The 25,337-nt window shown below is 45.5% G+C and carries 18 protein-coding genes; 17 read left to right on the top strand and 1 reads right to left on the bottom strand.

Going from position 1 to position 25,337, the window contains the following annotated elements:
• Positions 1–19: 19 nt before the first annotated feature.
• From sdhD to B4240_RS08685, 12 genes are all read left to right on the top strand, one after another.
• Positions 20–406 (top strand): succinate dehydrogenase, hydrophobic membrane anchor protein, encoded by a 387-nt coding sequence (gene sdhD / locus B4240_RS08740; RefSeq protein WP_296238457.1) that lies wholly within the window; start codon positions 20–22, stop codon positions 404–406.
• Between the two features lie 429 nt (positions 407–835).
• Positions 836–2,686: a succinate dehydrogenase flavoprotein subunit gene (gene sdhA, locus B4240_RS08735; protein WP_296238401.1), complete on the top strand. Its 1,851-nt coding sequence runs from the start codon at positions 836–838 to the stop codon at positions 2,684–2,686.
• Between the two features lie 186 nt (positions 2,687–2,872).
• Positions 2,873–3,583, top strand: coding sequence for a succinate dehydrogenase iron-sulfur subunit (locus tag B4240_RS08730; protein ID WP_296238399.1), 711 nt, complete (start codon positions 2,873–2,875; stop codon positions 3,581–3,583).
• A 946-nt stretch (positions 3,584–4,529) separates the two neighbouring features.
• Positions 4,530–7,415 carry a 2-oxoglutarate dehydrogenase E1 component gene (locus B4240_RS08725; RefSeq protein ID WP_296238397.1) on the top strand — a complete coding sequence of 962 codons (2,886 nt, stop codon included), beginning with the start codon at positions 4,530–4,532 and terminating at the stop codon, positions 7,413–7,415.
• Positions 7,416–7,570: 155 nt separating this feature from the next.
• Positions 7,571–8,833 carry a 2-oxoglutarate dehydrogenase complex dihydrolipoyllysine-residue succinyltransferase gene (gene odhB / locus B4240_RS08720; RefSeq protein WP_296238395.1) on the top strand — a complete coding sequence of 421 codons (1,263 nt, stop codon included), beginning with the start codon at positions 7,571–7,573 and terminating at the stop codon, positions 8,831–8,833.
• A 158-nt stretch (positions 8,834–8,991) separates the two neighbouring features.
• Positions 8,992–10,443, top strand: coding sequence for a dihydrolipoyl dehydrogenase (gene lpdA, locus B4240_RS08715; protein WP_296238393.1), 1,452 nt, complete (start codon positions 8,992–8,994; stop codon positions 10,441–10,443).
• A 230-nt stretch (positions 10,444–10,673) separates the two neighbouring features.
• Complete coding sequence (gene sucC, locus B4240_RS08710) at positions 10,674–11,840, top strand: ADP-forming succinate--CoA ligase subunit beta (RefSeq protein WP_296238391.1); 1,167 nt, start codon at positions 10,674–10,676, stop codon at positions 11,838–11,840.
• A gap of 178 nt (positions 11,841–12,018) precedes the next feature.
• Positions 12,019–12,894: a succinate--CoA ligase subunit alpha gene (gene sucD, locus B4240_RS08705; RefSeq protein WP_296238389.1), complete on the top strand. Its 876-nt coding sequence runs from the start codon at positions 12,019–12,021 to the stop codon at positions 12,892–12,894.
• Between the two features lie 121 nt (positions 12,895–13,015).
• Positions 13,016–14,092, top strand: a complete 1,077-nt coding sequence (gene galE / locus B4240_RS08700) for a UDP-glucose 4-epimerase GalE (protein ID WP_296238387.1) — start codon at positions 13,016–13,018, stop codon at positions 14,090–14,092.
• Between the two features lie 52 nt (positions 14,093–14,144).
• Entirely contained in the window at positions 14,145–15,014 is an 870-nt protein-coding gene (locus tag B4240_RS08695) for a UTP--glucose-1-phosphate uridylyltransferase (RefSeq protein ID WP_296238385.1), read from the top strand.
• 3 nt (positions 15,015–15,017) lie between these two features.
• Entirely contained in the window at positions 15,018–16,685 is a 1,668-nt protein-coding gene (gene pgi, locus B4240_RS08690) for a glucose-6-phosphate isomerase (protein WP_296238383.1), read from the top strand.
• Positions 16,686–16,759: 74 nt separating this feature from the next.
• The gene (locus tag B4240_RS08685) at positions 16,760–18,208 is read left to right on the top strand and encodes a UDP-glucose/GDP-mannose dehydrogenase family protein (RefSeq protein ID WP_296238381.1); all 1,449 of its coding nucleotides are present in this window, start codon (positions 16,760–16,762) and stop codon (positions 18,206–18,208) included.
• Positions 18,209–18,335: 127 nt separating this feature from the next.
• Here B4240_RS08685 and B4240_RS08680 read toward each other — a convergent pair whose 3' ends face one another.
• Entirely contained in the window at positions 18,336–19,841 is a 1,506-nt protein-coding gene (locus tag B4240_RS08680; protein ID WP_296238379.1) for a phosphomannomutase CpsG, read from the bottom strand.
• A 168-nt stretch (positions 19,842–20,009) separates the two neighbouring features.
• On the opposite strand from B4240_RS08680, the gene mazG reads away from it, so the two are divergent.
• The 5 genes from mazG to panB all read left to right on the top strand — a co-directional run bounded on the left by mazG (position 20,010) and on the right by panB (position 25,320).
• Entirely contained in the window at positions 20,010–20,936 is a 927-nt protein-coding gene (mazG, locus tag B4240_RS08675; protein ID WP_349679088.1) for a nucleoside triphosphate pyrophosphohydrolase, read from the top strand.
• A gap of 115 nt (positions 20,937–21,051) precedes the next feature.
• Entirely contained in the window at positions 21,052–21,354 is a 303-nt protein-coding gene (locus B4240_RS08670) for a ComEA family DNA-binding protein (RefSeq protein ID WP_296238377.1), read from the top strand.
• 165 nt (positions 21,355–21,519) lie between these two features.
• The gene (pcnB, locus tag B4240_RS08665) at positions 21,520–23,820 is read left to right on the top strand and encodes a polynucleotide adenylyltransferase PcnB (RefSeq protein WP_296238375.1); all 2,301 of its coding nucleotides are present in this window, start codon (positions 21,520–21,522) and stop codon (positions 23,818–23,820) included.
• A 34-nt stretch (positions 23,821–23,854) separates the two neighbouring features.
• Positions 23,855–24,412: a 2-amino-4-hydroxy-6-hydroxymethyldihydropteridine diphosphokinase gene (gene folK, locus B4240_RS08660; RefSeq protein ID WP_296238374.1), complete on the top strand. Its 558-nt coding sequence runs from the start codon at positions 23,855–23,857 to the stop codon at positions 24,410–24,412.
• 107 nt (positions 24,413–24,519) lie between these two features.
• Entirely contained in the window at positions 24,520–25,320 is an 801-nt protein-coding gene (gene panB / locus B4240_RS08655; RefSeq protein WP_296238372.1) for a 3-methyl-2-oxobutanoate hydroxymethyltransferase, read from the top strand.
• Positions 25,321–25,337: the final 17 nt, after the last annotated feature.

Genomic DNA, 25,337 nt, shown 5'->3' with positions numbered 1-25,337 from the left:
GATAAAAAATGATTCAGGAATCAAAAGCGCCACTGGTCTGACAGGGTCAGGCACACGAGATTGGATGGTTCAGCGTATCAGTGCGGTAATTTTGGCCGTATATAGTGTGGTGATGCTGGGCTTCTTTTTAATGCATGGTGATGTGAGCTTCGTTGAATGGTCTGATTTTATGACCAGTTTACCGATGCGTCTGTTTAGCTTAGTGGCCATTTTGGCTTTAGCTGGTCACGCGTGGGTGGGAATGTGGACAGTATTTACTGACTATATTACCTCTGGCAAGATGGGTGAAAGTGCGCCCAAACTGCGTTTAGTGCTACAAACATTGATGATTATCGCTATTTTAGTCTTCCTATTTTGGGGCATTATGATTTTTTGGGGTAACGGCTTCGGTGTTGTTGCTGTTTAACCATAAATCATATTTTTAGATTTTTATTCATTGAATATTTATAAGTATTAAGTGTTTATAAGCTTAATATTGATGAATAATGACGGAGCAACCTGACAGCATGAGCGATTTTTGCTTATGTAAAAACAGTTAGGGATAAAAAATCCGTTAGTAGCCAAAATAGGCAGAGCCAATCATAGCGTTGGGCGTCCACTGATTTAACCCGTCACTTAAATATTAGATAAGTGCATTATTGTTAAGTAAGTGAGCAAGCCCAATATAACGATAGATATGCAATTTAAGTGGTTAAAGGTTGTTTGTGATTGTTGTGATTACTGCGGTTATTGTCAGTAGCGTTAGCGCAAAAATTAGCACGCGTTGCCACATGATAGGATGCAAACCAACCTTTTTATTTACTTCTAAGCATTAACAGGCATTAGGAAAACCGTAATGGCAACTAGACAAGATAATACCATTAGCAATATTAAAACCCTGAACTATGACGCGGTCATCGTTGGTGGCGGCGGCTCAGGTATGCGTGCTTCATTGCATTTAGCCGAAGCAGGCATGAAGGTTGCAGTTTTAACCAAAGTATTCCCAACCCGCTCGCACACCGTTGCAGCGCAGGGCGGTATTGGGGCAAGTTTGGGTAACATGAGTAATGACAACTGGCACTTTCACTTTTATGACACCGTTAAAGGGTCAGATTGGTTAGGTGACCAAGACGCCATTGAATACATGTGCCGTGAAGCGCCAAAAGTGGTGTATGAGCTTGAGCACATGGGTATGCCGTTTGACCGTAACGAAGATGGCACGATTTATCAGCGTCCATTTGGTGGTCATACCTCAAACTATGGCGAAAAAGCCGTACAACGTGCTTGTGCCGCTGCTGACCGTACTGGTCACGCGCTACTACATACGCTTTATCAAAAGAACCTCCAGCAAGGTACTGAGTTCTTTATTGAGTGGATTGCACTTGATTTGATCAAAGACGACGCGGGTAACATCAACGGCGTTATCGCGATTGAGCAAGAAACAGGTACGGTTGCGGTATTCCAATCACCGATTACTGTACTAGCGACAGGCGGTGCTGGTCGTATCTTTGCGGCTTCTACCAACGCTTATATCAATACTGGTGACGGTATTGGCATGGCGGTTCGCGCTGGTATTCCACTACAAGATATGGAATTTTGGCAGTTCCACCCAACGGGCGTTCATGGTGCCGGCGTACTGTTGACCGAAGGTTGCCGCGGTGAAGGCGCTATCTTGCGTAATAAAGATGGCGAAGCCTTTATGGAGCGTTATGCCCCAACCGTTAAAGATTTGGCACCGCGTGATTTGGTATCACGCTCGATGGACCAAGAAATCAAAGAAGGTCGCGGCTGTGGTCCAAACGCTGACCATATCGTGATGGATATGACCCATTTGGGTGTTGAAACCATCATGAAGCGTCTGCCATCAGTCTTTGAGATTGGTAAAAACTTCGCCAACGTTGATATCACCAAAGAGCCAATTCCGGTTATCCCAACCATTCACTATATGATGGGCGGTATTCCAACCACGATTCATGGTCAGGTGATTGTACCGGATCTAGAAGCGGGCACCGATGAAGACGGTTTATACGCTAAAGGCAACGTCGTTAAAGGTCTTTATGCAATCGGTGAGTGTGCCTGCGTCAGTGTGCACGGTGCCAACCGTTTAGGTACCAACTCGCTACTTGATTTATTGGTCTTTGGCCGCGCTGCTGGTAAGCATATCGTTGATGAATTCCATCATGCCGACCATAACTACAAGCCACTTGATCCACACGTGCTTGACTTTACCGTGCGCCGTTTAGATAAATTGCAAAAATCTACAGAAGGCTACAATGCACAAGACGTGGCTGACGAGATTCGCGCCATTATGCAAAAACATGCCAGTGTATTCCGTACGCAGGCGCTGATGGACGAAGGCGTTGAAAAAATTCTAGCGCTTGGTGAAAAAATTGACCAAATCCATTTGGCTGATAAATCACAAGTCTTTAACACCGCGCGTATTGAAGCCTTTGAAGTGGCAAACTTGTACGAAGTGGCAAAAGCGACGATGATATCGGCCGCTAACCGTCATGAAAGCCGCGGCGCGCACAGTGTTTCTGACTATGACCGCCCAGAAGATGATGAATACGCACCAAACGGCCGTAACGATAATGACTGGATGAAGCATACCCTATGGTATTCTGAAGGCAACCGTATTATCTATAAGCCTGTGCGTAAAGTGCCATTGACCGTTGATTATGTCGAGCCAAAAGTTCGCGTTTATTAATTCTGGTCTATACAGTTTTGTATATACATAGAATTAACGTTTTATCCCTTATTCATTTATTAAAAGGTGAGCGCCAGCGATAAGCCGTTATCAGCGCTATGATGTAGTCATACTAACGCTGATAAATACAGTCTCTAGACTGCACGCTTATCTGCCCGCCATCACCAATGTGTGGAGTTTAGCATTATGAGCCGAGGTACTCGCACCATCGAAATCTATCGCTACGATCCTGATGTGGACGCAGCACCGCGCATGCAAACCTATACGATTGAGCTTTTGGACTCAGATCGTATGTTGCTTGACGTGTTATTACGCCTAAAGAAAGAAGATGAAACCCTTACTTTCCGTCGCTCGTGCCGTGAAGGCATCTGCGGTTCTGATGGCATGAATATCAATGGTAAAAATGGTCTGGCATGTTTGATTAACATGAACACCTTGCCTGAAAAAGTAACGGTTCGTCCATTACCAGGTTTACCCGTGGTTCGTGATTTGGTCGTCGACATGAACCAATTTTACGAGCAGTACGAAAAAGTTCATCCGTTCTTAATCAATGACCAGCCAGCGCCCGCAACAGAGCGTTTGCAGTCACCTGAGCAACGTGAAAAATTAAACGGTTTGTACGAGTGTATTTTATGCGCTTGTTGTTCAACCAGCTGCCCATCGTTCTGGTGGAACCCTGATAAATTCTTGGGACCAGCAGCCCTATTGAACGCCAACCGTTTCGTTTCTGACAGCCGCGATACCGATATCCGTGCTCGTCTAGCGCGTTTGGAAGATCCGTTTAGCTTGTTCCGTTGCCGCGGTATTATGAACTGCGTTTCAGTGTGTCCAAAAGGCTTAAATCCAACTAAAGCCATTGGTCATCTACGCGATTTACTTATCGATCAAGCAGGTTAGTCTACCATTTATCGTTAATTAGCTTTATAATAGCGCTGTTCAAAACACCACCTCTCATTAGGTGGTGTTTTTTATTAAACAATATTAATAATGCGTGATGAGCTAGAATAGCAAGATTGAGGTTTTAAAAGAGATTGTTGAGGGACAGTGACGAGTTAAGTATAGAAAGTAAGGCTGTATTAACAGTACGTTGCTTGTATGTAAGAAGACATGCTATATCAACCCTCTGTCTATATAATTAAGCGTGACAATACCTTTTTGTTAAGCGTTATCTTGTCATTAACCGTTCTATAAGGTTAGCCAACAAGAACTTTTAAAAGTATAGCGCACAGCACGAGTGATAAGCGTATTTAGCACTATAAGCGTCTTATCCTTATTAATAGGCGTTTATCAATAGTTATTTTTTCATAAATCAAAAATTAACAAATAGCAAAAAATGATAATTGATATTTATTATGTAAATACCTAGTATTGAACAAACAAACTATGGCGTAAAGGGTAGGCATGTTACTCTATACAGCAATGTATATTTAGCGAAATAGTATGCCTATTTCCACCATAGCAAAGCAATTCAGTGGAAATAGCCATTAATAGGCTAACTGAAAGAAGAGACGTTTGTTTAAAACCTTATTATTACAATTTGGTTATGACTAAAAGCATTATATATAAATTAATTTTGTGAAACGAGCCGCTTCAGAAAACCCGCCGTTCACAAATAATTTTAATTATAAGATTGGTATTGCAATCAAGCTTTTGATCGTTAGATAGCTTTAGACAGATGGCTTTAATGAGCAGTAGCCTCACTTAATAAACTGTTTCAATTAACCGATTACATTTAGCAGATTGTTTTAATGGTAAAGGGCGATGACTGATGTCGCTAATATACAACGAATAACACAATAATAAGCACGATTCCATTCATTTATCTATCAAATAGACGATTATTATGAATAGTATAACTAAAGAAGCCGCAAGCCTAGATCATACTGAACTGGCTGCCGATAACGCCAATTATATCGAAGCGCTCTATGAGCAATATCTCGCTGATCCTAGTAGCGTTGATAACGATTGGCAAGCGTATTTTGAACAATACAAATCACCAAATGATGCCCCGCATAATGCAATCAAAGATCAGTTCTTGTTGCTGGCGCGCAATCAGACGGCGAATAAAGTAAGCGCTGAAACATCTGGCTCAACGGCTGACGATTCGCGTAACTGTGCCGACCCAAAACAAATGGGTGTGCAGCAGCTGATTTCAGCTTACCGTCGCCGTGGTCACCGCCGCGCTAAGCTTGATCCCTTAGATTTGCATCCACGTGCAGAAGTGGAAGATTTGACGCTTGCTTACCACAATCTTTCTGAAGCCGACCTCGATACGGTATTTCCAACCAATGATTTAAATATTGGCAAGGATGAGGCGACGCTGCGTGAGATTATCGAAATTATGGAGCGGGTGTACTGCCGTTATATCGGTGTCGAGTATATGCACGTCACCACCAGCACTGAAAAACGCTGGATGGAAAAATATCTAGAGACCAACCTGGGTTATATCGAGTTTGATAAAGAAAAACGTCTCTCAATTCTTGAGCGTTTAACCGCAGCTGAAGGTTTAGAAAAGTATCTGGCTCGTAAATATACGGGCGTTAAGCGTTTTGGTCTGGAAGGTGGCGAGAGCTTTATCCCTGCTATCAATGAAATCATCCAGCGTGCTGGCGGTTATGGCACCAAAGAGATGGTCATTGGTATGGCGCACCGAGGCCGTTTAAACCTATTGGTCAATATCTTAGGTAAAAACCCTGCCGATTTGTTTGATGAGTTCGATGGTAAAGTACAGCCAGAAAAAGGCTCAGGTGACGTTAAATATCACAATGGTTTTTCATCTAACGTCATGACCCCAGGCGGTGAGGCACATTTGGCTCTAGCCTTTAACCCATCGCATCTTGAAATTGTGGCGCCAGTTTTGCAAGGCTCCGTACGCGCGCGTCAAGTTCGCCGTAATGACCAACCATTACAAGACAGTAAAACTGGTAACTCAGTATTGCCCATCGTCATTCATGGTGATGCTGCTTTTGCTGGTCAAGGCGTGGTCCAAGAAACCTTCCAAATGTCACAAACCCGTGCTTATACCACGGGCGGTACAGTCCATATTGTTATCAATAACCAAGTTGGTTTTACCACCAGCCGTCAAGAAGATGCGCGCTCAACCGAGTATTGTACTGACGTCGCAAAAATGGTTCATGCGCCTATCTTACACGTAAATGGTGATGATCCGGAGTCAGTGGTATTTGCTGCGCAGTTGGCGTTAGATTACCGTCATGAGTTTGACAAAGACATTATTATTGATTTGTTCTGTTATCGCCGTAACGGTCATAACGAAGCCGATGAGCCATCAGCGACTCAGCCACTGATGTATGCAGTCATCAAAAAATTACCAACCACTCGTACTATCTATGCGCAGCAGCTTATCAAAGACGGTGTGTTAAGCGAAGCGGAAGCCCAGCAGTACGAAGATGAGTACCGTGAATCGCTCGACCGCGGCGACTATGTGGCCAACTCTTTAGTGAGCAAACCTAACGAAGCGCTATTTGTCGATTGGAAACCTTATTTGGGTCATGACTTGGTGGATGATTGGGATACAAGTGTCGATATCGAAAAGCTAAAAGAGTATGGCCGCCGTATGGCGCAAATGCCAGAAGGCTATAAGCTTCAGCGTCAAGTCCAAAAAGTGGTCGAGCAGCGTTTAGCGATGCAAACGGGCGAAGAGCCGCTAAACTGGGGCGCTGCTGAAACGCTTGCGTACGCATCACTCGTGGATAATGATAATGTATTGGTACGTATTACTGGTGAAGATGTCGGCCGAGGTACCTTCTCACACCGCCATAGTGAAATCTATAACGTCAATGACGGCAGCATGTACGTGCCACTGTCACACATTAGTGAAACACAAGCGCGCTTTGCGACCTATAACTCATTATTGTCAGAAGAAGCGGTACTAGCATTTGAATATGGTTACGCAACAACTGTGCCAAATGCGCTAATCGTCTGGGAAGCGCAGTTTGGTGACTTCGTCAATGGCGCCCAAGTGGTGATTGACCAGTTTATCTCAAGTGGTGAGACAAAGTGGCAGCGCGTTTGTGGTCTAACCATGTTGTTACCGCACGGCTTTGAAGGTCAAGGTCCTGAGCATTCATCTGCCCGTCTTGAGCGCTTCTTACAGTTATGTGCCGAAGACAACATGCAAGTCATTACCCCAACGACGCCAGCACAAATCTATCATGCGTTACGTCGTCAAGCGGTACGTCCGATTCGTAAACCATTGATTGTTATGTCACCGAAGAGCTTGCTGCGTCATAAACTTGCGACCTCAACGCTTGAAGAACTGGCCAACGGCAAGTTTGAGACAGTACTGCCAGAGATCGATCAGCAAAACAACGACAACGTGACGCGCATGGTGCTATGCGGCGGGAAAGTCTATTATGACTTGTTAGAACAACGCCGTGCTCTCGGTTTGGATCATGTGGCGATTGTGCGTATTGAGCAGCTTTATCCATTGCCAGAAGCACGTTTGATTGCTGAAATTGAAAAGTACAGTAACTTAAAAGAAATCGTTTGGACGCAAGAAGAGCCGCTTAACCAAGGTGCTTGGTATTACTTAGCGCCGCATATGTTCCGCATTGTCGTACCGCATCCGACCAAGGCGAAAGTCATGGAACCGGTCGCGCGTCCTGCCAGTGCAGCGCCAGCGACAGGCTCGCCAATACTGCATGTTCAGCAGCAGCAAGCATTGATTGCGGGTGGCCTTGGCGTCAGTGTGGATGAGCTGTCTAAGTAATCGCTCATTTAAGCAACAGATTATGTAAGAGACACGAATCAGGCGATGACAGTCCGTACCGGTATTACCATTGCAGTAAGACAATTTAGAATGGTATTGACTGCCTATCACGACTTAATAATAAAGAGTAATATCAATATCTAAGGAGTATATCGATGGCTGAGATTAAAGCCCCCGTTTTTCCAGAATCGGTTGCCGATGGCACCATCGTGGAATGGCACGTCACTGAAGGTCAAGAAGTCAGCCGTGATGATTTATTGGCTGAAATCGAAACTGATAAAGTGGTACTAGAAGTGGTTGCACCTGACAACGGTGTGGTGACTAAAATCATTAAACAAGTTGACGACACGGTTTTATCTGACGAGCTAATCGCAGAGTTTGAAGCAGGGGCTAGCGCTAGCGCGAGTGGTGGCAGCAGCGATAGTGCTGATGCGCCAGCAGTCGATCCAGAGCAGCCGGAAGCGCCTGTGCAGCCTAGACAAGCTGCCGATGGCGGTGAGCCAGTACAAGCAACGGATAAAAAAGACGAAGCCGACCATAAAGATCAAAGCCCTGCGGTGCGTAAAGCAGCAAAAGAGTCCGGCGTTGATCCTAAAAACGTCGAAGGTAGTGGACGCGGCGGCCGCGTAACTAAGTCTGACATGGCAAATCCAACGCTAAAAGCTGACAGTTCTATCAAGTCTGATAGCGGTCGCCCTGTCGCTGAAGCAACTGGTGAGCGTACTGAAAAACGTGTGCCAATGACGCGTCTACGTAAGACAGTTGCTAATCGTCTGCTAGCGGCTTCACAAGAAACGGCCATGCTAACCACGTTTAACGAAGTCAACATGAAACCGTTGATGGACATGCGTACTAAGTACAAAGATCAGTTCGAGAAGCGTCATGGTGTGCGCCTAGGCTTTATGTCGTTATTTGTGAAAGCGGCAACCGAAGCGCTCAAACGCTTCCCAGCAGTTAACGCTTCACTAGACGGTGATGATATCGTTTATCATGGCTACTATGATATCGGTGTGGCTGTATCGTCAGATCGCGGACTAGTGGTGCCTGTATTGCGCGATACCGATCGCATGAGCATGGCGGATGTTGAAGCTAAGATTCGTGAGTACGGCGGTAAAGCAAAAGAAGGCAAGCTTGGTCTTGATGAGATGACGGGCGGTACATTTACCATTTCAAACGGCGGCGTATTTGGTTCACTCATGTCAACGCCTATCTTGAACCCACCGCAAACCGCTATCTTGGGTATGCATGCTATCAATGATCGTCCTATGGCGGTGAATGGCGAAGTGAAAATTTTACCAATGATGTATCTTGCCCTATCTTATGACCACCGTATGATTGATGGTAAAGAAGCGGTACAATTCTTGGTCACTCTGAAAGATTTGGTCGAAGATCCTACTATGCTTCTCCTAGATCTGTAAGCTTTTAAGCTTGTATCGGTAACCACTGATACAAGCTTTTTCACTTTGTGCAGATGATTTTTTAGCTATTCTTAGCATTTTTTTGCTTTGTGGTTAATAAAGAAATCGCTTATATGATGAATAAAATTAGCACCATATATGAATAATAGGAACGTACTATGAAAGACAATTATGATTTAGTCGTCATCGGCGGCGGACCTGGTGGTTACGAAGCAGCGATTCGTGCAGGACAGTTAGGTATGAGCGTGGCTTGTATCGAAAAACGCGTTTATAAAGGTGAGCCAGCCCTCGGCGGTACTTGCTTAAACGTCGGTTGTATCCCATCAAAGGCGCTACTCGATAGCTCGCATCGCTATGAAGCCACCAAGCATGACCTTGCTGAGCATGGTATTAGCACAGGCGACGTTGCAATCGATGTTGAGCAAATGATTGCGCGTAAAGAAGGCATCGTTAAGCAATTGACCGGCGGCGTTGCAGCATTGTTAAAAGGTAATGGCGTTGACTGGCTACAAGGCTGGGGCACATTAGAAGATGGTAAAGGCGCGGATAAAAAAGTTAAATTTACCGCATTAGAAGACGACTCTGAGACCACCATCACTGCTAAGAACGTGATTCTTGCGGCAGGTTCGGTACCGATTGATATTCCCGTGGCAAAAACTGATGGCGACCGTATCGTTGACTCTACCGGCGCGCTTGATTTCACTGAAGTGCCAAAGCGTTTAGGCGTGATTGGGGCAGGCGTGATTGGTCTTGAGCTTGGTTCAGTATGGCGCCGTTTGGGTGCAGAAGTAGTTGTTTATGAGGCCCTACCAAGTTTCTTAGCTGCTGCTGACAAAGACATTGCTAAAGAAGCTGGTAAGATACTGAAAAAACAAGGCCTTGATATCCGTGTTGATACCAAAGTGACCAATGCTGAAGTCAAAGGCGATCAAGTCGTTGTGACCAGCGAAGCCAAAGGTGAGTCATCTGAAGAAAGCTTTGATAAGCTTATCGTTTGCGTTGGCCGCCGTGCTTACTCTGAAAAACTGTTGGGCGAAGACAGCGGTATCACTTTAACTGAGCGCGGTCTTATCGAGGTTGATGACCAGTGTAAAACCAACCTTGATGGTGTTTACGCCATTGGTGACTTAGTCCGTGGCCCTATGCTTGCGCATAAGGCGATGGAAGAGGGCATGATGGCGGTTGAGCGCATTCATGGTGAAAAAGCGCAAGTTAACTATGACACGATTATCAATGTCATTTATACTCACCCAGAAATTGCCTGGGTTGGTTTGACTGAGCAAGAAGCAACTGAAGCGGGTTATGAAATTAAAACTGGCTCATTTAACCTAGCAGCTAACGGCCGTGCACTTGCGCAAAGTGAAGCACAAGGCTCTATCAAGGTCGTTGCTGATGCCAAAACAGACCGTCTATTAGGTATGCATGCTATCTGTGCTGGTGCGGGCGACATTGTCCATCAAGGTATGATTGCGATGGAATTTGTTTCTAGCATCGAAGATTTGCAGTTGATGACGTTTGCGCATCCAACCATCTCTGAAGCGGTTCATGAAGCGGCGTTATCAGCAGATGGCCGCGCGATTCACGCCATCCAGCGTAAAAAACGTAAGTAATTTTTTAGCTCAAAAGCGTTTAAGATTCACGGCGTTTAAGAGTCACTGCGTTTAAGACAAAAAGCTTTTAAGTCATTAAAGGCGTTTGAGTAAATATCAAGTTTGACCTGATGGTGCGACCGCTATCCCTATAAAAGTAGCGGCCGTCGTCATCATAAGTGCCGCAGAGATATTCTGCTAGGCACTTGTTTTCACTTTTTATTAATTGTAAAAAATAAAGGATACAATCAATGAATTTACATGAGTATCAAGCAAAAGAGCTACTAAAAAGCTACGGGCTGCCCATTCAAGAAGGTATCATCGCTCATAATGGCGACGAAGCAGCTGCTGCTTTTGATAAAACGCCAACCGACATTGCGGTTATTAAAGCGCAGGTTCATGCGGGTGGTCGCGGTAAAGCTGGCGGTGTAAAGCTAGTTAAAACTCGTGAAGAAGCCAAACAAGTGGCGGAAGAGCTTATCGGTACTAACTTGGTTACCTTCCAAACTGACGCCGAAGGCCAACCAGTGAATTTTGTTTTGGTTGCAGAAGACATGTATCCAGTACAAACTGAGCTATATCTTGGCGCGGTTGTTGATCGTTCTACGCGCCGTGTTACTTTTATGGCATCAACCGAAGGCGGCGTTGATATCGAAGAAGTTGCAAGCGAAACCCCAGAAAAAATCTTTAAAGTCAGCGTTGACCCATTAGTTGGTCTCATGCCTTATCAAGCCCGTGAAGTGGCGTTTGAGCTTGGCCTTGAAGGCAAACAAATCAATCAATTTGTAAAATTAATGACCGGTGCTTATCAAGCATTTGTAGAAAATGATTTTGCGCTACTAGAGATTAACCCACTAGCGGTTCGCGAAAATGGCGAAATCGTTTGTGTTGATGGCAAAATCGGTATCGACTCAAACGCACTATATCGTTTGCCTAAAATTGCCGCCCTACAAGACAAAACGCAAGAAAATGAGCGTGAGCTAAAAGCGGCTGAGTTTGACCTAAACTATGTTGCTCTAGAAGGTAACATCGGTTGTATGGTAAACGGTGCTGGTCTTGCCATGGCAACGATGGACATCATCAAACTGTACGGCGGCAAACCTGCTAACTTCTTGGACGTTGGCGGCGGTGCAACCAAAGATCGCGTGGTTGAAGCGTTCAAAATCATTCTAGAAGACAGCAGCGTTGAAGGCGTTTTAATTAACATCTTCGGCGGTATCGTACGTTGTGACATGATTGCAGAAGCGATTATCGAAGCAGTTAAAGAAGTGAACGTTCAAGTTCCTGTTGTTGTTCGCTTAGAAGGTAACAACGCTGAAAAAGGTGCCGAGCTACTAGAGCAATCTGATGTAAAAATTATCTCAGCTCAGGGCCTTGCAGACGCAGCGCAAAAAATTGTCGATGCGGTTAAAGCATAAGTCTTTAATATGAGCCGTGAGAATAAGCGCTGTTTTATTGATAACACGCTTAAACAAACGCTTAAGCATTATAGTCAAAGCGTGATAGCAGTTTTTTAGTGTGCATATTAGTGGTTAATATTTAACGATAAATGACTAGTAAACTGTTATTGCAAGACAACCGAATAAGGAAAAAATAATGAGTGTATTAATTGATAAAGATACCAAAGTATTGGTACAAGGTTTTACTGGTAAGAACGGTACATTCCACTCTGAACAAGCCATCGAATATGGCACCAAAGTTGTTGGCGGCGTAACCCCAGGTAAAGGTGGTCAAACGCACTTAGGTTTGCCGGTCTTTAACACCATGGCAGAGGCGATGGAAGCAACCCAAGCTGACGCATCAGTGATTTACGTACCAGCGCCATTTGTTCTAGATTCTATCATCGAAGCAGTCGATGCAGGCGTAAAATTGATCGTTGTCATCACTGAAGGCGTCCCAACAATCGATATGCTAAAAGCCAAGCGTTATATCGAAGAAGCAGGCGATGTGCGCATGGTTGGTCCAAACTGCCCAGGCGTTATCACCCCAGGTGAGTGCAAAATCGGTATCATGCCAGGCCATATCCATCTGCCAGGTAAAGTGGGCATCATCTCACGCTCTGGTACGTTGACTTATGAAGCCGTTGCCCAGACCACCAAGCTTGGCTTTGGTCAATCAACTTGTATCGGTATCGGCGGCGACCCTATCCCAGGTATGAACCAAATCGATGCGCTAAAACTGTTCCAAGACGATCCACAAACTGAAGCTATCGTGCTAATCGGTGAAATTGGCGGTACTGCTGAAGAAGAAGCCGCTGCTTACATCAAAGAGCATGTCACTAAGCCAGTCGTTGGTTATATTGCTGGTGTGACTGCGCCTGCTGGTAAGCGTATGGGCCATGCTGGTGCTATTATCTCTGGCGGTCAAGGTACTGCTGAAGAGAAATTTAAAGCCTTTGAAGATGCGGGCATTGCTTATACTCGCGATCCATCAAAAATTGGCGATAAATTAAAAGAAGTTACTGGTTGGTAATTTAGGTATCAAACGGTAACCTACTACCAAATCAGCGTTGAAAAAAATAGAAGGCACTCCTACAATGGGGTGTCTTTTTTTATTCTAAAAATAACTTTTCTTTGACTAAAATTAAAAAATTATGAAAAACAAGATATTGGTAACAGGCGGCGCCGGATATATCGGCTCGCACACTTGTATAGCCTTGCATGAGGCAGGGTATGATATTGTGGTATACGACAACTTGTCTAATAGTAGCCGCGAAGCGGTACGCCGTGTCTCTACCCTTATTGGGCAATCAATCGAGTTTATTGAAGGCGATATCCGAGATGCTGAGCTACTAAAGCAAGTCTTTACCGAGCATCAAATCTTTGGTGTGATGCACTTTGCTGGTTTAAAGGCCGTTGGTGAATCTGTGGCCAAACCCTTACTGTATTACAACAATAACGTCAGCGGTACGATTACTTTATTGGAAGTCATGGCAGCGGCCAATGTTAAGAATTTGGTTTTTTCCTCTTCTGCCACTGTTTACGGCGATCCTGACGTACTACCGATTGATGAGAGCGCAAAGCGTTCTTGTACCAATCCTTATGGTCAAAGCAAACTGATGGTCGAGCATATGCTGCAGGATTTGGCAGCCACCGATGAGGGCTGGAACCTGATTGCGCTTAGATACTTTAATCCCGTAGGCGCCCATCCATCTGGACAAATTGGCGAAGATCCCAATGATATTCCCAATAATTTGATGCCTTATATCTCCCAAGTCGCGGTCGGGAAGCTTAAAAAACTCAGCATTTTTGGTAATGATTACGCTACCGTAGATGGTACGGGGGTCCGTGACTTTATCCATGTTACTGACCTTGCCCAAGGGCATGTCGCGGCGCTTAATTATCTAGAGCAGCAAAAAGGATTAACGAAAGATTGCTCGGATAAAGAAAGCGCAAATAAAAATAGCACCATAGGCTTTTTACCCATTAACCTTGGAACGGGTAAGGGAACGTCTGTTTTAGAATTGGTCACGGCTTTTTCTGAAGTATCAGGGCAAGACATTCCTTATCAGTTTTCTGCTCGCCGCGCAGGCGATATTGCCAGCTGTTATGCCAGCGCTGATAAAGCAAAGGATTTATTAAACTGGGAAGCGAAACTGTCTATCACTGAGATGTGTCAAGATACGTGGCGTTGGCAAAGCAAAAATCCCCGTGGCTATCATAGCGCTTAGTAATTGTTAAACTTATCTTTTACCTTCCATTTTTTAATACAGTCTAAAAATTATGAAAAAAATCACTCACGCTGTTATTCCCGTTGCCGGCTTTGGCACTCGTATGCTGCCTTTATCTAAATCGGTACCAAAAGAGCTGTTACCACTTGGCAATCGCCCCGCGATTCATTACGTCGTTGAAGAAGCGATTGCTGCTGGTATCAAACACATCGTTTTGGTCGGTCATGCGCAAAAAAGTGCGATTGAAAACTACTTTGATATCAATGCTGAATTGGACAACCAATTGCGTCAAAAGGGCAAAGACGCGTTAGCCGATAGCTTAAATTGGTTACCAGAGGACGTAACGGTTTCTATGATACGTCAAGGCAAGCCGCTAGGATTGGGACATGCGGTATTGGCGGCACGTCCAATCATTGGTGAACATGATTTTGCCGTGCTGCTGCCCGATGTGGTGCTTGACCCATTTACCACCGATATGGCAACTGACAACTTGGCGTTTATGATTGCAGCGTTTGCTAAAGACAAGCATTCACAAATATTGGTTAATGAAGTCGCTGATGAAGACGTACATAAATATGGTATCGCCCAGTTAAGTGATAAAAGTGACATCGAGCAGGCGGATATCAATGCGAGCTTTAAGGTGGCAGGTTTTGTCGAAAAGCCAAACTTAGCCGATGCGCCTTCAAAATTGGCGGTCGTTGGTCGCTATGTATTTAGTAATCAAATTTTTGATTACCTGGCTAATACTAGAGCGTCGGTTGGCGGTGAGATTCAACTGACCGATGCGATTGACGCGTTAATTAGCCAATATGGGGTCAATGTCACGACCATGCGCGGCGACAGTTATGATGCAGGCGATATGCGCTCGTATATGCAAGCGTTTATATATTTTGCCGAGCAGCAATTAAAGGACGATAAATAGCTCATGGATGCGATAACTATTAATAAAAAATGTAACAGTGCCCGCCACTCCGAGTACTGGCAGCATTTGTGTCAGCTGGCGGAGCAGCCTTGGTCGCTTGCGACATTGTTCGCGCAAGATAGTGAGCGTACGACCCGTTTTAGCACGCAAGCGGGTGCGCTATATATGGACTATAGCAAGCAGTGTATTGATGAGCGTGTGTTAAGCAATTTGCTTGGCTTAGCGGATAGCTGTGAGTTATCTGTTCGTATTAAATCCTTGCTACAAGGGGCAATGGTCAATACCAGTGAGGAGCGTGCAGCACTGCATACCGCGTTACGCTTGCCGTCCACGGCAACGTTACAAGTAAGCGAGCAAAATGTCGTTGCTGATGTGCACGAGAGCTTGGCGCGGGTAGAAAGGCTGTCAGAGCGCGTACGCAATGGTACGTGGCGCGGGTTTTCGGGTAAGGCGATTACGGATGTCGTTAATATCGGCGTTGGCGGCTCTGATTTAGGCCCGCTGATGGCCACTACTGCGCTTGATGAGTGGGCAGATACCGACATTGAGGTGCATTTTGTCTCCAACATGGATGGCACGCAGCTTGATAATTTGCTAAAGCATTTAAACCCTGAAACCACATTATTTATTATCTCCTCCAAATCCTTTGGCACCGTTGATACGCTGTCGAATGCCAAAACTGCGCTGTCATGGCTGCTTGCGACATCTAAGCTGCGCGCTGGTACGGAAGACAGTGTGTTACGCCGCCATTTTATCGGCGTGTCGGCCAATTGTGAAAAAATGAGTGCCTGGGGCATTCATCCTGAGCATCAATTGCAGCTTTGGGAATGGGTTGGCGGGCGTTTTTCATTATGGTCGGCGATTGGGCTTGCCATTGCCATTCGTATCGGCATGGCTAGGTTTAAAGAGCTGTTGGCGGGCGCTCATAGTATGGATGAGCATTTTGCCCAAGCGGATTTTGCCGAAAATCTACCGGTACTCTTAGGTTTACTTGCCGTTTGGAACAGTACCTTTTTGCAAGTCAATGCGCATACCGTGCTGCCTTATGATGGGCGTTTGGAGTATTTGCCAAGTTATTTGACCCAGCTTGAGATGGAAAGTAATGGCAAATCGGTGACGCAGTATGGCGGGCGCTTGGATTATGATACGTGCCCAATTTTGTGGGGCGAGATTGGCTCAAACGCGCAGCACGCTTTTTATCAGCTCTTGCATCAAGGGACGCAGCAAGTGTCTTGTGATTTTATCGCTTGCGTCCGGCGTTATAGTGACAGCACCACAAATGAGTCACTACAGCAGCAGCACGAATTGTCTTTGGCCAACTGTCTGGCGCAAAGTCGGGTGCTGGCGTTTGGTAATGCTGCTATTGCTGATGGTGATGTTAAAGCGGTTTCTTCTGCTGATAAATATAAGTATTACCGCGGCAATCAGCCATCAACCACGCTCCTTATCGATGAGCTGACCCCGCATAGTCTGGGCGAGCTGATTGCGCTTTATGAGCACAAGGTTTACGTCATGGCAAGCATTTGGGATATCAACCCGTTTGATCAATGGGGCGTTGAGATGGGTAAGCGCATGGCAGAGTCGGTACACACCGCCATGCAGCAAGGCGGTGATGAGCAATTTGACACCTCGACAAATCAGCTACTGCAGCATATCAAACTGTTGTCTTAATAGAGCCACTGCCAACTTAACCATGCTACTACATTATCAACGCTGCTAACTTCCTAACAATAAAAGGTCACCTTATGAGCGCTGCTGCTATAGATAAACTAGAGACACACAAGTCCCGATCTGCATCAAACGTGTTTAATCCATCCGCTACAAAAACCAGCGTTTGCGTCGTTGTCGGTCACAGTATCGAGGCCATTACCAGTGCGGTAGTGCTGGCAAGTCTCGGTCATGCGGTGCATTTTTATGCGGACAAAGACATGTTGACGCAGCAATTACAGCAATATGGTTTTGAGCATCATTTGCAGGCGCTGTGGCAGATGTATGTACAGCAGCAGCAGATTCTCAGTTATCCTTTACCAGATAGCGCTGATAAGCTACTACAGCGCTATGAACAATCAAATCAGCATAATGGTTATGACGATAATAAGAGTGATAGCAATGATAGCAATGATGAGAAAGGAAGAATTGCTGAGCAAAAAGCAGTTTCGCTGTATTGGTTGTTTTTAGACAGTATCAGCCCAGTATGGCAAGAAGACAGCTGGATTACCGCCTTTAATCACAGTCATGAGCAAACGTTGCCGCTCATCATGAGTGGCATAAAGCGGTTAGGGGCAGTTGCTGCCTTGTCCAAGCAGTTGCAGCGCGCGTGGGTTTATTATGTGCCGTTCGTGTTTTTAAAAGACGGCGACGCTTATAGTTCGATGTTAAATCCATCGCTGTTGTTGCTTGGTGAAAAAACGCCAAATAGCAGCCATCATTTAAGTATGCTGCAATCTTTAATGCAGCATGCGCGCGCCTTTCATCAAGCCGATATTGCGACCATAGAATTTGCCCGTAGTAGTATCATGGCGATGCTTGCCACAAGGGTCAGCTTTATGAATGAGATGTCGCGCTTGGCTGACAGTCAACAGGTCGATATCCAGCAGGTCAGCCACATCATGGGACTTGATGAGCGCGTCGGCAGTAGCTACTTGCAAGCGGGCTGGGGATTTGGCGGTAATACGCTCCCAACTGAGCTGGTTAAGTTGCAGCAGTCGAGTACAGAAAAAAGCCTGGCTATGCCGCTATTACAGTCCGTCATCCATATCAACGAAGATCAAAAAGAGCTGATTTTTCGCAAATTTTGGCAATACTTTGATGGGTTTATCGATAATAAAACGGTGATTATTTGGGGCGGTAGTTACAAGGCGGGCTCGGGACGCACGGCAGAATCCGCCATTCATCCATTGCTAGCGCTGCTGTGGTCTTATAATATCCGTACGCTGGTCTATAGTGATAAAGCATGGACGGAGCTTGCCGAGCTTTATGGAGAGCAGTCTTTGCTTGAATTGATTGCCAGTCCGTATCAGCAGCTTAAAGCGGCGCAGGCGATTTTTATTATCAGTTGGTTACCAGAAAACAGACTAAATACTGCTAAGCTTAATGAGCAAGCGATACCTATATTTGATGCGCGCAATGCCTTGTCACGGCAGCAGGTCGAGAGTTTAGTGGGAGACTATATAGGGATTGGTCGCGCTAAGTGATGGGATTTATCAACTGTAAAGTTAGCCTTTAAATAAGACAGTTTTGAAACTTATAACACATAATAAGCGCCTGTTAATCTAAGATTAGCAGGCGCTTATTTTATCAATAGATAGATAGGCCAAAATCCTAAGCAGAGACAGCGCCTTGGGTGGCAAGCCAGTGCTGTATTTCTTGCGTTTTGCTGGCTAATAATTGCTTATCACCACGACTTTCGATGTTTAGCCTAATGAGTGGTTCTGTATTGGAAGCACGTAAATTAAAACGCCAGTCGCCAAAATTCAGGCTTAAACCATCAAGCGTCGATTTGGTTGGATTTTCGGCGCTAAACTTGTCTTCAATGGCGCTGATAATTGCCTTTGCATCATGCGTGGTCAAATGAAAATTTAGCTCGCCTGAGCTTGGATAGGCCGCAATATAGCCGCTAACCAATTCTGATAGCGTCTTACCGGTAATCGACAATAACTCAATGGTCAACAGCCACGGAATCATGCCGCTATCACAGTAGAAAAAATCACGGAAATAATGGTGGGCGGACATCTCGCCACCATAGACCGCGCCAGAATCACGCATGACTTGTTTGATAAATGAATGCCCAGATTTGCTAATAACCGCCGTGCCATTGTGCTCACGTATGACGGCTTCGGTATTATAAATCACCCGCGGGTCATAGACGATTGACACGCTCTGCTCTTGATGTTGGTATTTATTTAAAAACGCCTGCGCGAGCATACCAACGACATAACTACCATCGATAAATTCACCGTATTCATCGAACAAAAAGCAGCGGTCAAAATCGCCATCAAAGGCAATACCAAGATCCGCTTTATGGTCTAATACCGCCTGCTGAGTGACGGTTCGATTGGCCTCAATCATAGGATTGGGGATGCCGTTTGGAAAGCTGCCATCAGGCGTGTGATGCAGTTTAATCACTTCAATCGGCGCGCCAGCTTGGGTCAGCTTGTCGACTAACAAGTCGACGACGGGACCGGCGCTACCATTACCAGAGTTCATAACCAATTTAAGCGGTTTTAATTTATCAACATCAATAAAACTCATGACATGGTCGATATAAGCGCTTTTATCTGCTCGTAATTGTAAATTGCCTTGCGTATTATTTGTATTAAATTGACCAGATTGCGCCAGCGCCTGAATCTCTGCCAAACCATCATCGGCGCTAATCGGTTTTGAGTGTTCCTTTACCAGCTTTAAGCCATTATAATTAATCGGATTATGACTGGCAGTGACTTCGATACCGCCCAGCGCTTGATAATAACTGGTGGCAAAATACACCTCTTCTGTACCGGTCATGCCCAAATCAATCACATCGACGCCCGCGTCCAACATACCTTTGATGGCCGCTTGTTTTAACTGCTCGCTGGAGTGGCGAATATCGCTACCAATAACAATAGCAGGCTGTAAACCTTTAAGATCAGCTGGGCTATCTGATGCGCTATAACGCTCAAATAAAATCTGCGCAAAGGCGCGTCCGATACGATAAGCGATGTCTTCATCGAGATTGACGCCAAGCTCGCCGCGAATATCGTAAGCTTTAAATGAATCAATTTTAATCGGCGCAAAGGGAAATTGCGGTGTTTTATAGTTTGTATGTTGAGTAGTATCAGAGGTGGGCATAACGATAAAATCCTTGCGTTTTAGCAGTGAGATAATAATTAAGTCGGTCACACGATTATAAGCTAATCCGCGTTCAATGATACACTAACGCTACCATAACGATAAACTCAGCCATATTTTGTTGCCTTTGCCATTAAAGTCAAAGAACCCCTTTCAGAGAGCTCCTTTATGAATAATCCAGACATGATAAATAATAAAAAACACACTCAAAATGATAATGCAAAACCGTCGACTGACAAACATGACAAACAAGTCTCAGCGCCTACGCCTGTGCAAGGCGTGCCAGCGGCCAGTGGTGAATTGGACGATTTATTGGCGTTAATGGCGCGGCTGCGGGTCGACTGTGCGTGGGATAAAAAACAAAGTAATCATAGCCTTATTCCGTATGCCATCGAAGAAGCCTATGAGCTCGGCGAGGCGGTACAAAGCGATGATGATGAAGACATCAAAGGCGAGCTTGGCGATGTACTCTTACAAGTGATTTTTCATTGTCAAATATATGCTGAGCAAGGTCGCTTTGATATGAGTGATGTGATGACGACCTTGCAAGAGAAATTGATTCGTCGGCATCCGCATGTGTTTGAGGCAGAAACGCTAAAAGACGATGCCGCGGTCAAAGAACGCTGGGATGAGATTAAGGCAGAGGAAAACCAAGCCCGCGCCGCACGTGGCAAGCCAAAACGACGTTTGGACAATATCAAGGCGGGTAGTGCGCTGATGCAAGCGCAGGAAGTACAAAAGCAAGCGTCAAAGTTGGGTTTTGATTGGGAAGGGGTCAGCGGCGCATTTGATAAACTCGAAGAAGAAATTGCTGAATTAAAAAGCGAGCTGACCGATAAATCAAAAACCGAAATCAAAGCCAATATGAGCGATATTGAAAAAGAGCTCGGCGATTGTATGTTTGCGCTGGTCAATGTCGCGCGTAAACTAAACCTCGACGCTGAAACTGCAACGTTAACCTGTGTGCATAAATTCAAATCGCGCTTTGGTTATATTGAAGAGCAATTGGCCGCCGCTGGCAAGTGTGTCGAGGACAGTAACATTGATGAGATGGACGCCTTATGGGACGCGGCGAAACAACATGAACGCGACTAATAAATCGTCACCTGTTAAATGGACATTCATTAGACGGTCATTCATTAAATGCTCGCCCGCTGATTTGCTTAAAAAATGGGTTATTTTTTTAATAGGCATATTTTTTATCATTCTTATGCTATCTAATCAGGTTCTAGCTGCACCATGTTTTAATAATGCCCAAAGTGCTTATGATTATCTGCTATCACAAGAAACGGCGCAAAGCCAAGCGCGCGCGCAGACCAGCATTAATATCAATCGCGCCACAGAAGCGGAGCTGGTGGCATTAAACGGTATTGGCAGCAGTAAAGCGCAGGCGATTATTTTATATCGTGAGATGTTTGGCGGTTTTAAAACGGTTGATGAATTAACAAAGGTAAAAGGCATCGGAGCAAAAACCGTTGAGAAAAATCGCCAGCGTTTAAGCGTGCAAGATTAAGCCCTTTATTTTTAGTAAATTGACCCCAATATTGACAAAATAGCATGTAAGTAAATGTCATAACACACCCACCATGGTCAAAATTTGTTAAACTAGCAGATACATCCGCCTGCTAGATGCTGTGTTCATCAAAGGTGGTTAAGAATAAAGGCGAGGAGTAGATGCATGGCCGAGCGTGCCGCCAAGCAGTTAGAACTGAATAAATCTGAATTACCCAATTCCATTACCGAAGTGATAGCTACCCTAACCCGAGCTGGGTTTGATGCTTATATCGTCGGTGGCGGCGTGCGCGATACCTTGCTAGGCCTGCGTCCAAAAGACTTTGACGCGGTCACTGATGCCAAGCCTCATGAGATTAAAGACGTCTTTGGCAAGCGCTGCCGTATTATTGGACGACGTTTCCAATTGGCGCATGTTTACTCTGGTCGCGAGCTCATCGAAGTGGCGACGTTTCGTGGTCCGCCGCTCAATAATGCCAACACCAATCAAGATGGGATGATTTTGCGCGACAATGTCTGGGGCGATATCAAACAAGACTTTGCCCGTCGCGACTTTTCTATTAACGCGCTTTATTATCAGCCACTCAAAGGCGTGGTGCATGATTTTTGCGGGGCGCTGGAAGACATCGATAATAAAATTATTCGCTTATTAGGCAATGCGCCGACGCGTATCGAAGAGGATCCAGTCAGATTGCTGCGAGCCCTACGATTTAAAGCAAAGTTGGGTTTTGACTTTGATAGTGAACTCGCCGCGCAGTTCCACGATGACAATTGGGCGCTGCTGGAGCAAATCTCTCCGCATCGTCTGTATGATGAAACGCAAAAGATGTTTACTGGTGGTTATTTGGTACCATTATTGCCGCTATTATTTGAATCTGGGGCGATGGATAGTTTGATTATTTATCCGCCTGCTGAACCAAGTGCGTTGGTCAAACAAGTCGCCATTAATACCGATAAACGTATCGCCGCTGGCAAAAGTATCAACCCTGCTTTCTTTTATGCCGCGTTGCTGTGGGAAAATTATCTCCATCAATTAGAAAAAGCCAAAAAGCGCAACATGCCTTTTGCTGACGCACAGCTGCATGCAGCGGGCAAAGTCATCGACCGTCAACGTATCAAGACCGCCATTCCAAAATTTGCGGAGCAGTTTATCCGTGATATTTGGATATTGCAGCCAAAATTGGCGGCGCCGCGTAGCAAACAAATTGTCCAGTTGTCTGAGCACCCACGTTTCCGCGCTGCTTTTGATTTCTTGTTATTGCGCGAGCAATGCGGCGATGCCGAGCATCCACTATCAGAATCGACCAATGGTATGGGCGAGTGGTGGCAAAATTATCAAACTTTGACCGAACAGCAGCAGCAGCAAGCGATTGACGATTTTGATGAAAATATTCGTCGCGGCGCTTATAAGCAAGGGCAGCGTGGTCGCGGACGTAATCGTCAAAAACAGCAAAGCTCGAACGCTAATGCTAAGGTAAATCACATAGAAAACGATCAACAAGACAAAGCATATCGCAATGGCAGTGCCAAGCCCGCGCTTATGAATGATGCGTCAGACGTGCCATCACGTCGCCGCCGCGCTGCTAGTCACTCTTCTGACAAACAGGTTGATAACGATATCAATAATGACAGTCGTAGTAACAGTGCTCGTCATAACGGTTATGATAAGCAGCAGGCAACACAAGACAGTCATGAGCTTGCACAATTGCAGCAATTATCACTGGCGAATACTGATAAGCAAGCGACAAATAAGCGCCAAGATATAAAACCAGCGCCGTTATTTGTCATCGAGCATGAAAAGGTTGTGCCGCCGCTGCGTAAACAATTGCCAAGTGACGAAAAGCCGGAATTTGCTTCTAATTCCGAGCAAGCAGCTGTAGCGCAAAGTACAAATACTGAAAACGCCAAAGTTAAGAAAGCAGCGATAGAACGTCAGTCAGGTATCTCTGACAAAGCTGATAAGCAAGCTCAGCAGCAGAATGCAGAAGTAAAACAAGCCGATGCCAAGTATGTTACTAGTAAGCCTGTTTCTAGCAAGTCAGACCCCGCTACAACAGCGGATACTAAGCGCACAGTGGCCCAAGCTCCCGCGCTCGTCAGCATAAATAACGAGCCAATACCTTATAAACGTCGCCGTCGTCAGCCTACTGTAGACAGCAGTAGTAACGACAACAGTAAAAATAGCGCCGACAATAGCAGTAGCGTAGAGGCAAAACCAGTTGAGCGTAAAGAACAAACGGCAAAGGCTGCCAAGTACGAGAGGAAAGCGCCTAAACCCGCACCGCAGTTTGCTGAGGACACAAACACCGTTTCTAAAAAGTCTGCTAAAGCCAGTCAGGATGCTAAGAACCCAACCGTCAAAACTCAGACGACGAAAAGCCAGGCAGCTATTATTAACACCAATAACGATAAAGGCCCTGTGCCGTCAAAGCGTCGCCGCCGTCAGCCAAGCGTTAACAACGGCTAGGCTTGTTATAAAACCATAAAATAAAGTGATAATTATGAACGCGCACTTTGTTACTAGTGATGATACTAGCGATAACAATAATCGTGACGGCACGACTTGGATTACCTGCTATGTAGGTCTAGGCAGTAATCTAGAAAACGAGCTAGGTTCGCCAGTAGAGCATCTGCAACAAGCCATTAAAACGATGCGAGAACATGAGCAGATACGCACAGTACGTGTGTCTTCTTTCTATGCTTCAGTGCCAATGGGGCCGCAAGATCAGCCTGATTTTGTTAACGCGGTTGCAGGTTTTGACACCACTTTAACAGCATTTGAATTGCTTAGTTTTTGTCAAGCGTTGGAGCAGCAAGCCAAACGCGCCCGCCTGCGCCGCTGGGGTGAGCGCAGCCTTGATGTCGATATTTTATTGTATGGTGATAACGAAATCTCAGAGCCGCAATTAACCATACCGCATGCAGGCTTGTATGAGCGCAATTTTGTCTTGATGCCGCTACGAGAGTTGGCGCCAGAGCTAATTATTTTAAACAAGCCAATAGCGAATTACCCGCCGAGTAACGATTGGACGGGATTAAAGCTCCTAGAACTGAATTAGAACTATAGCCAAAGTAGAAATAGGCGGCTTACTAAAGATATTTAAAATCGGTATGCATTTTATCACAGCAGCAAAAGCCATAGATAGTTAATAGCATTGAGGGTTATATGACGACGTTATCTACTTTAAATAAGTTTAAAAAAGACGGCACCAAATTCACCTGTCTGACCTGCTATGACGCGATGTTTGCGCGCATGATGGATAAAGCGCAGATTGATGCGATTTTGATTGGGGATAGTCTTGGCATGGTGGTGCAAGGTCATGATTCAACCTTGCCAGTTACCGTTGACGATATGGCTTATCATACGGCAAATATTGCCCGTAGTAATAACCATGCGCTTATTTTAGCGGACTTGCCGTTTATGAGCTATGTGACGTTGCCAGAAGCCATTGCCAATAGCCGCAAGCTGATGCAGGCGGGCGCGCATGTGATTAAAATTGAAGGCGGCAGTGAGCTTTGTGATTTGGTCAAAACGTTGGCGCAAGCTGGTACGCCGACTTGTGTGCATTTAGGGCTGACGCCGCAATCGGTCAATGTCTTTGGTGGTTATAAAATCCAAGGCCGCGGTGATGAGGCGGCGGAAAAACTGCTTGCTGATGCTAAAGCCGTGGTTGCTGCTGGTGCTGCGCTTTTGGTGTTAGAATGTGTTCCTGCTGAGCTTGCCAAAGCCGTTACAGAGGCGGTTGCCGTGCCCGTCATCGGGATTGGTGCTGGTGCCGATACCGATGGTCAAGTCTTAGTCATGCATGACATGCTGGGTATGGTACATGGCCGCGTGCCGCGCTTTGTCCATGACTTTTTAACCGATGAACGTAATGGTGCGCACAGTATCGAAGGCGCCTTTGCCCTGTATCACCAATCGGTACGCGATGGCAGCTTTCCCACTGAGCAGCATCAATTTAGCTAGGCTTGTTAAAGTAGGCC

It is taken from the genome of Psychrobacter sp. UBA5136 (assembly GCF_002414005.1).
GTDB lineage: Bacteria > Pseudomonadota > Gammaproteobacteria > Pseudomonadales > Moraxellaceae > Psychrobacter.
This window is presented reverse-complemented; position numbering and strand designations above follow the sequence as displayed.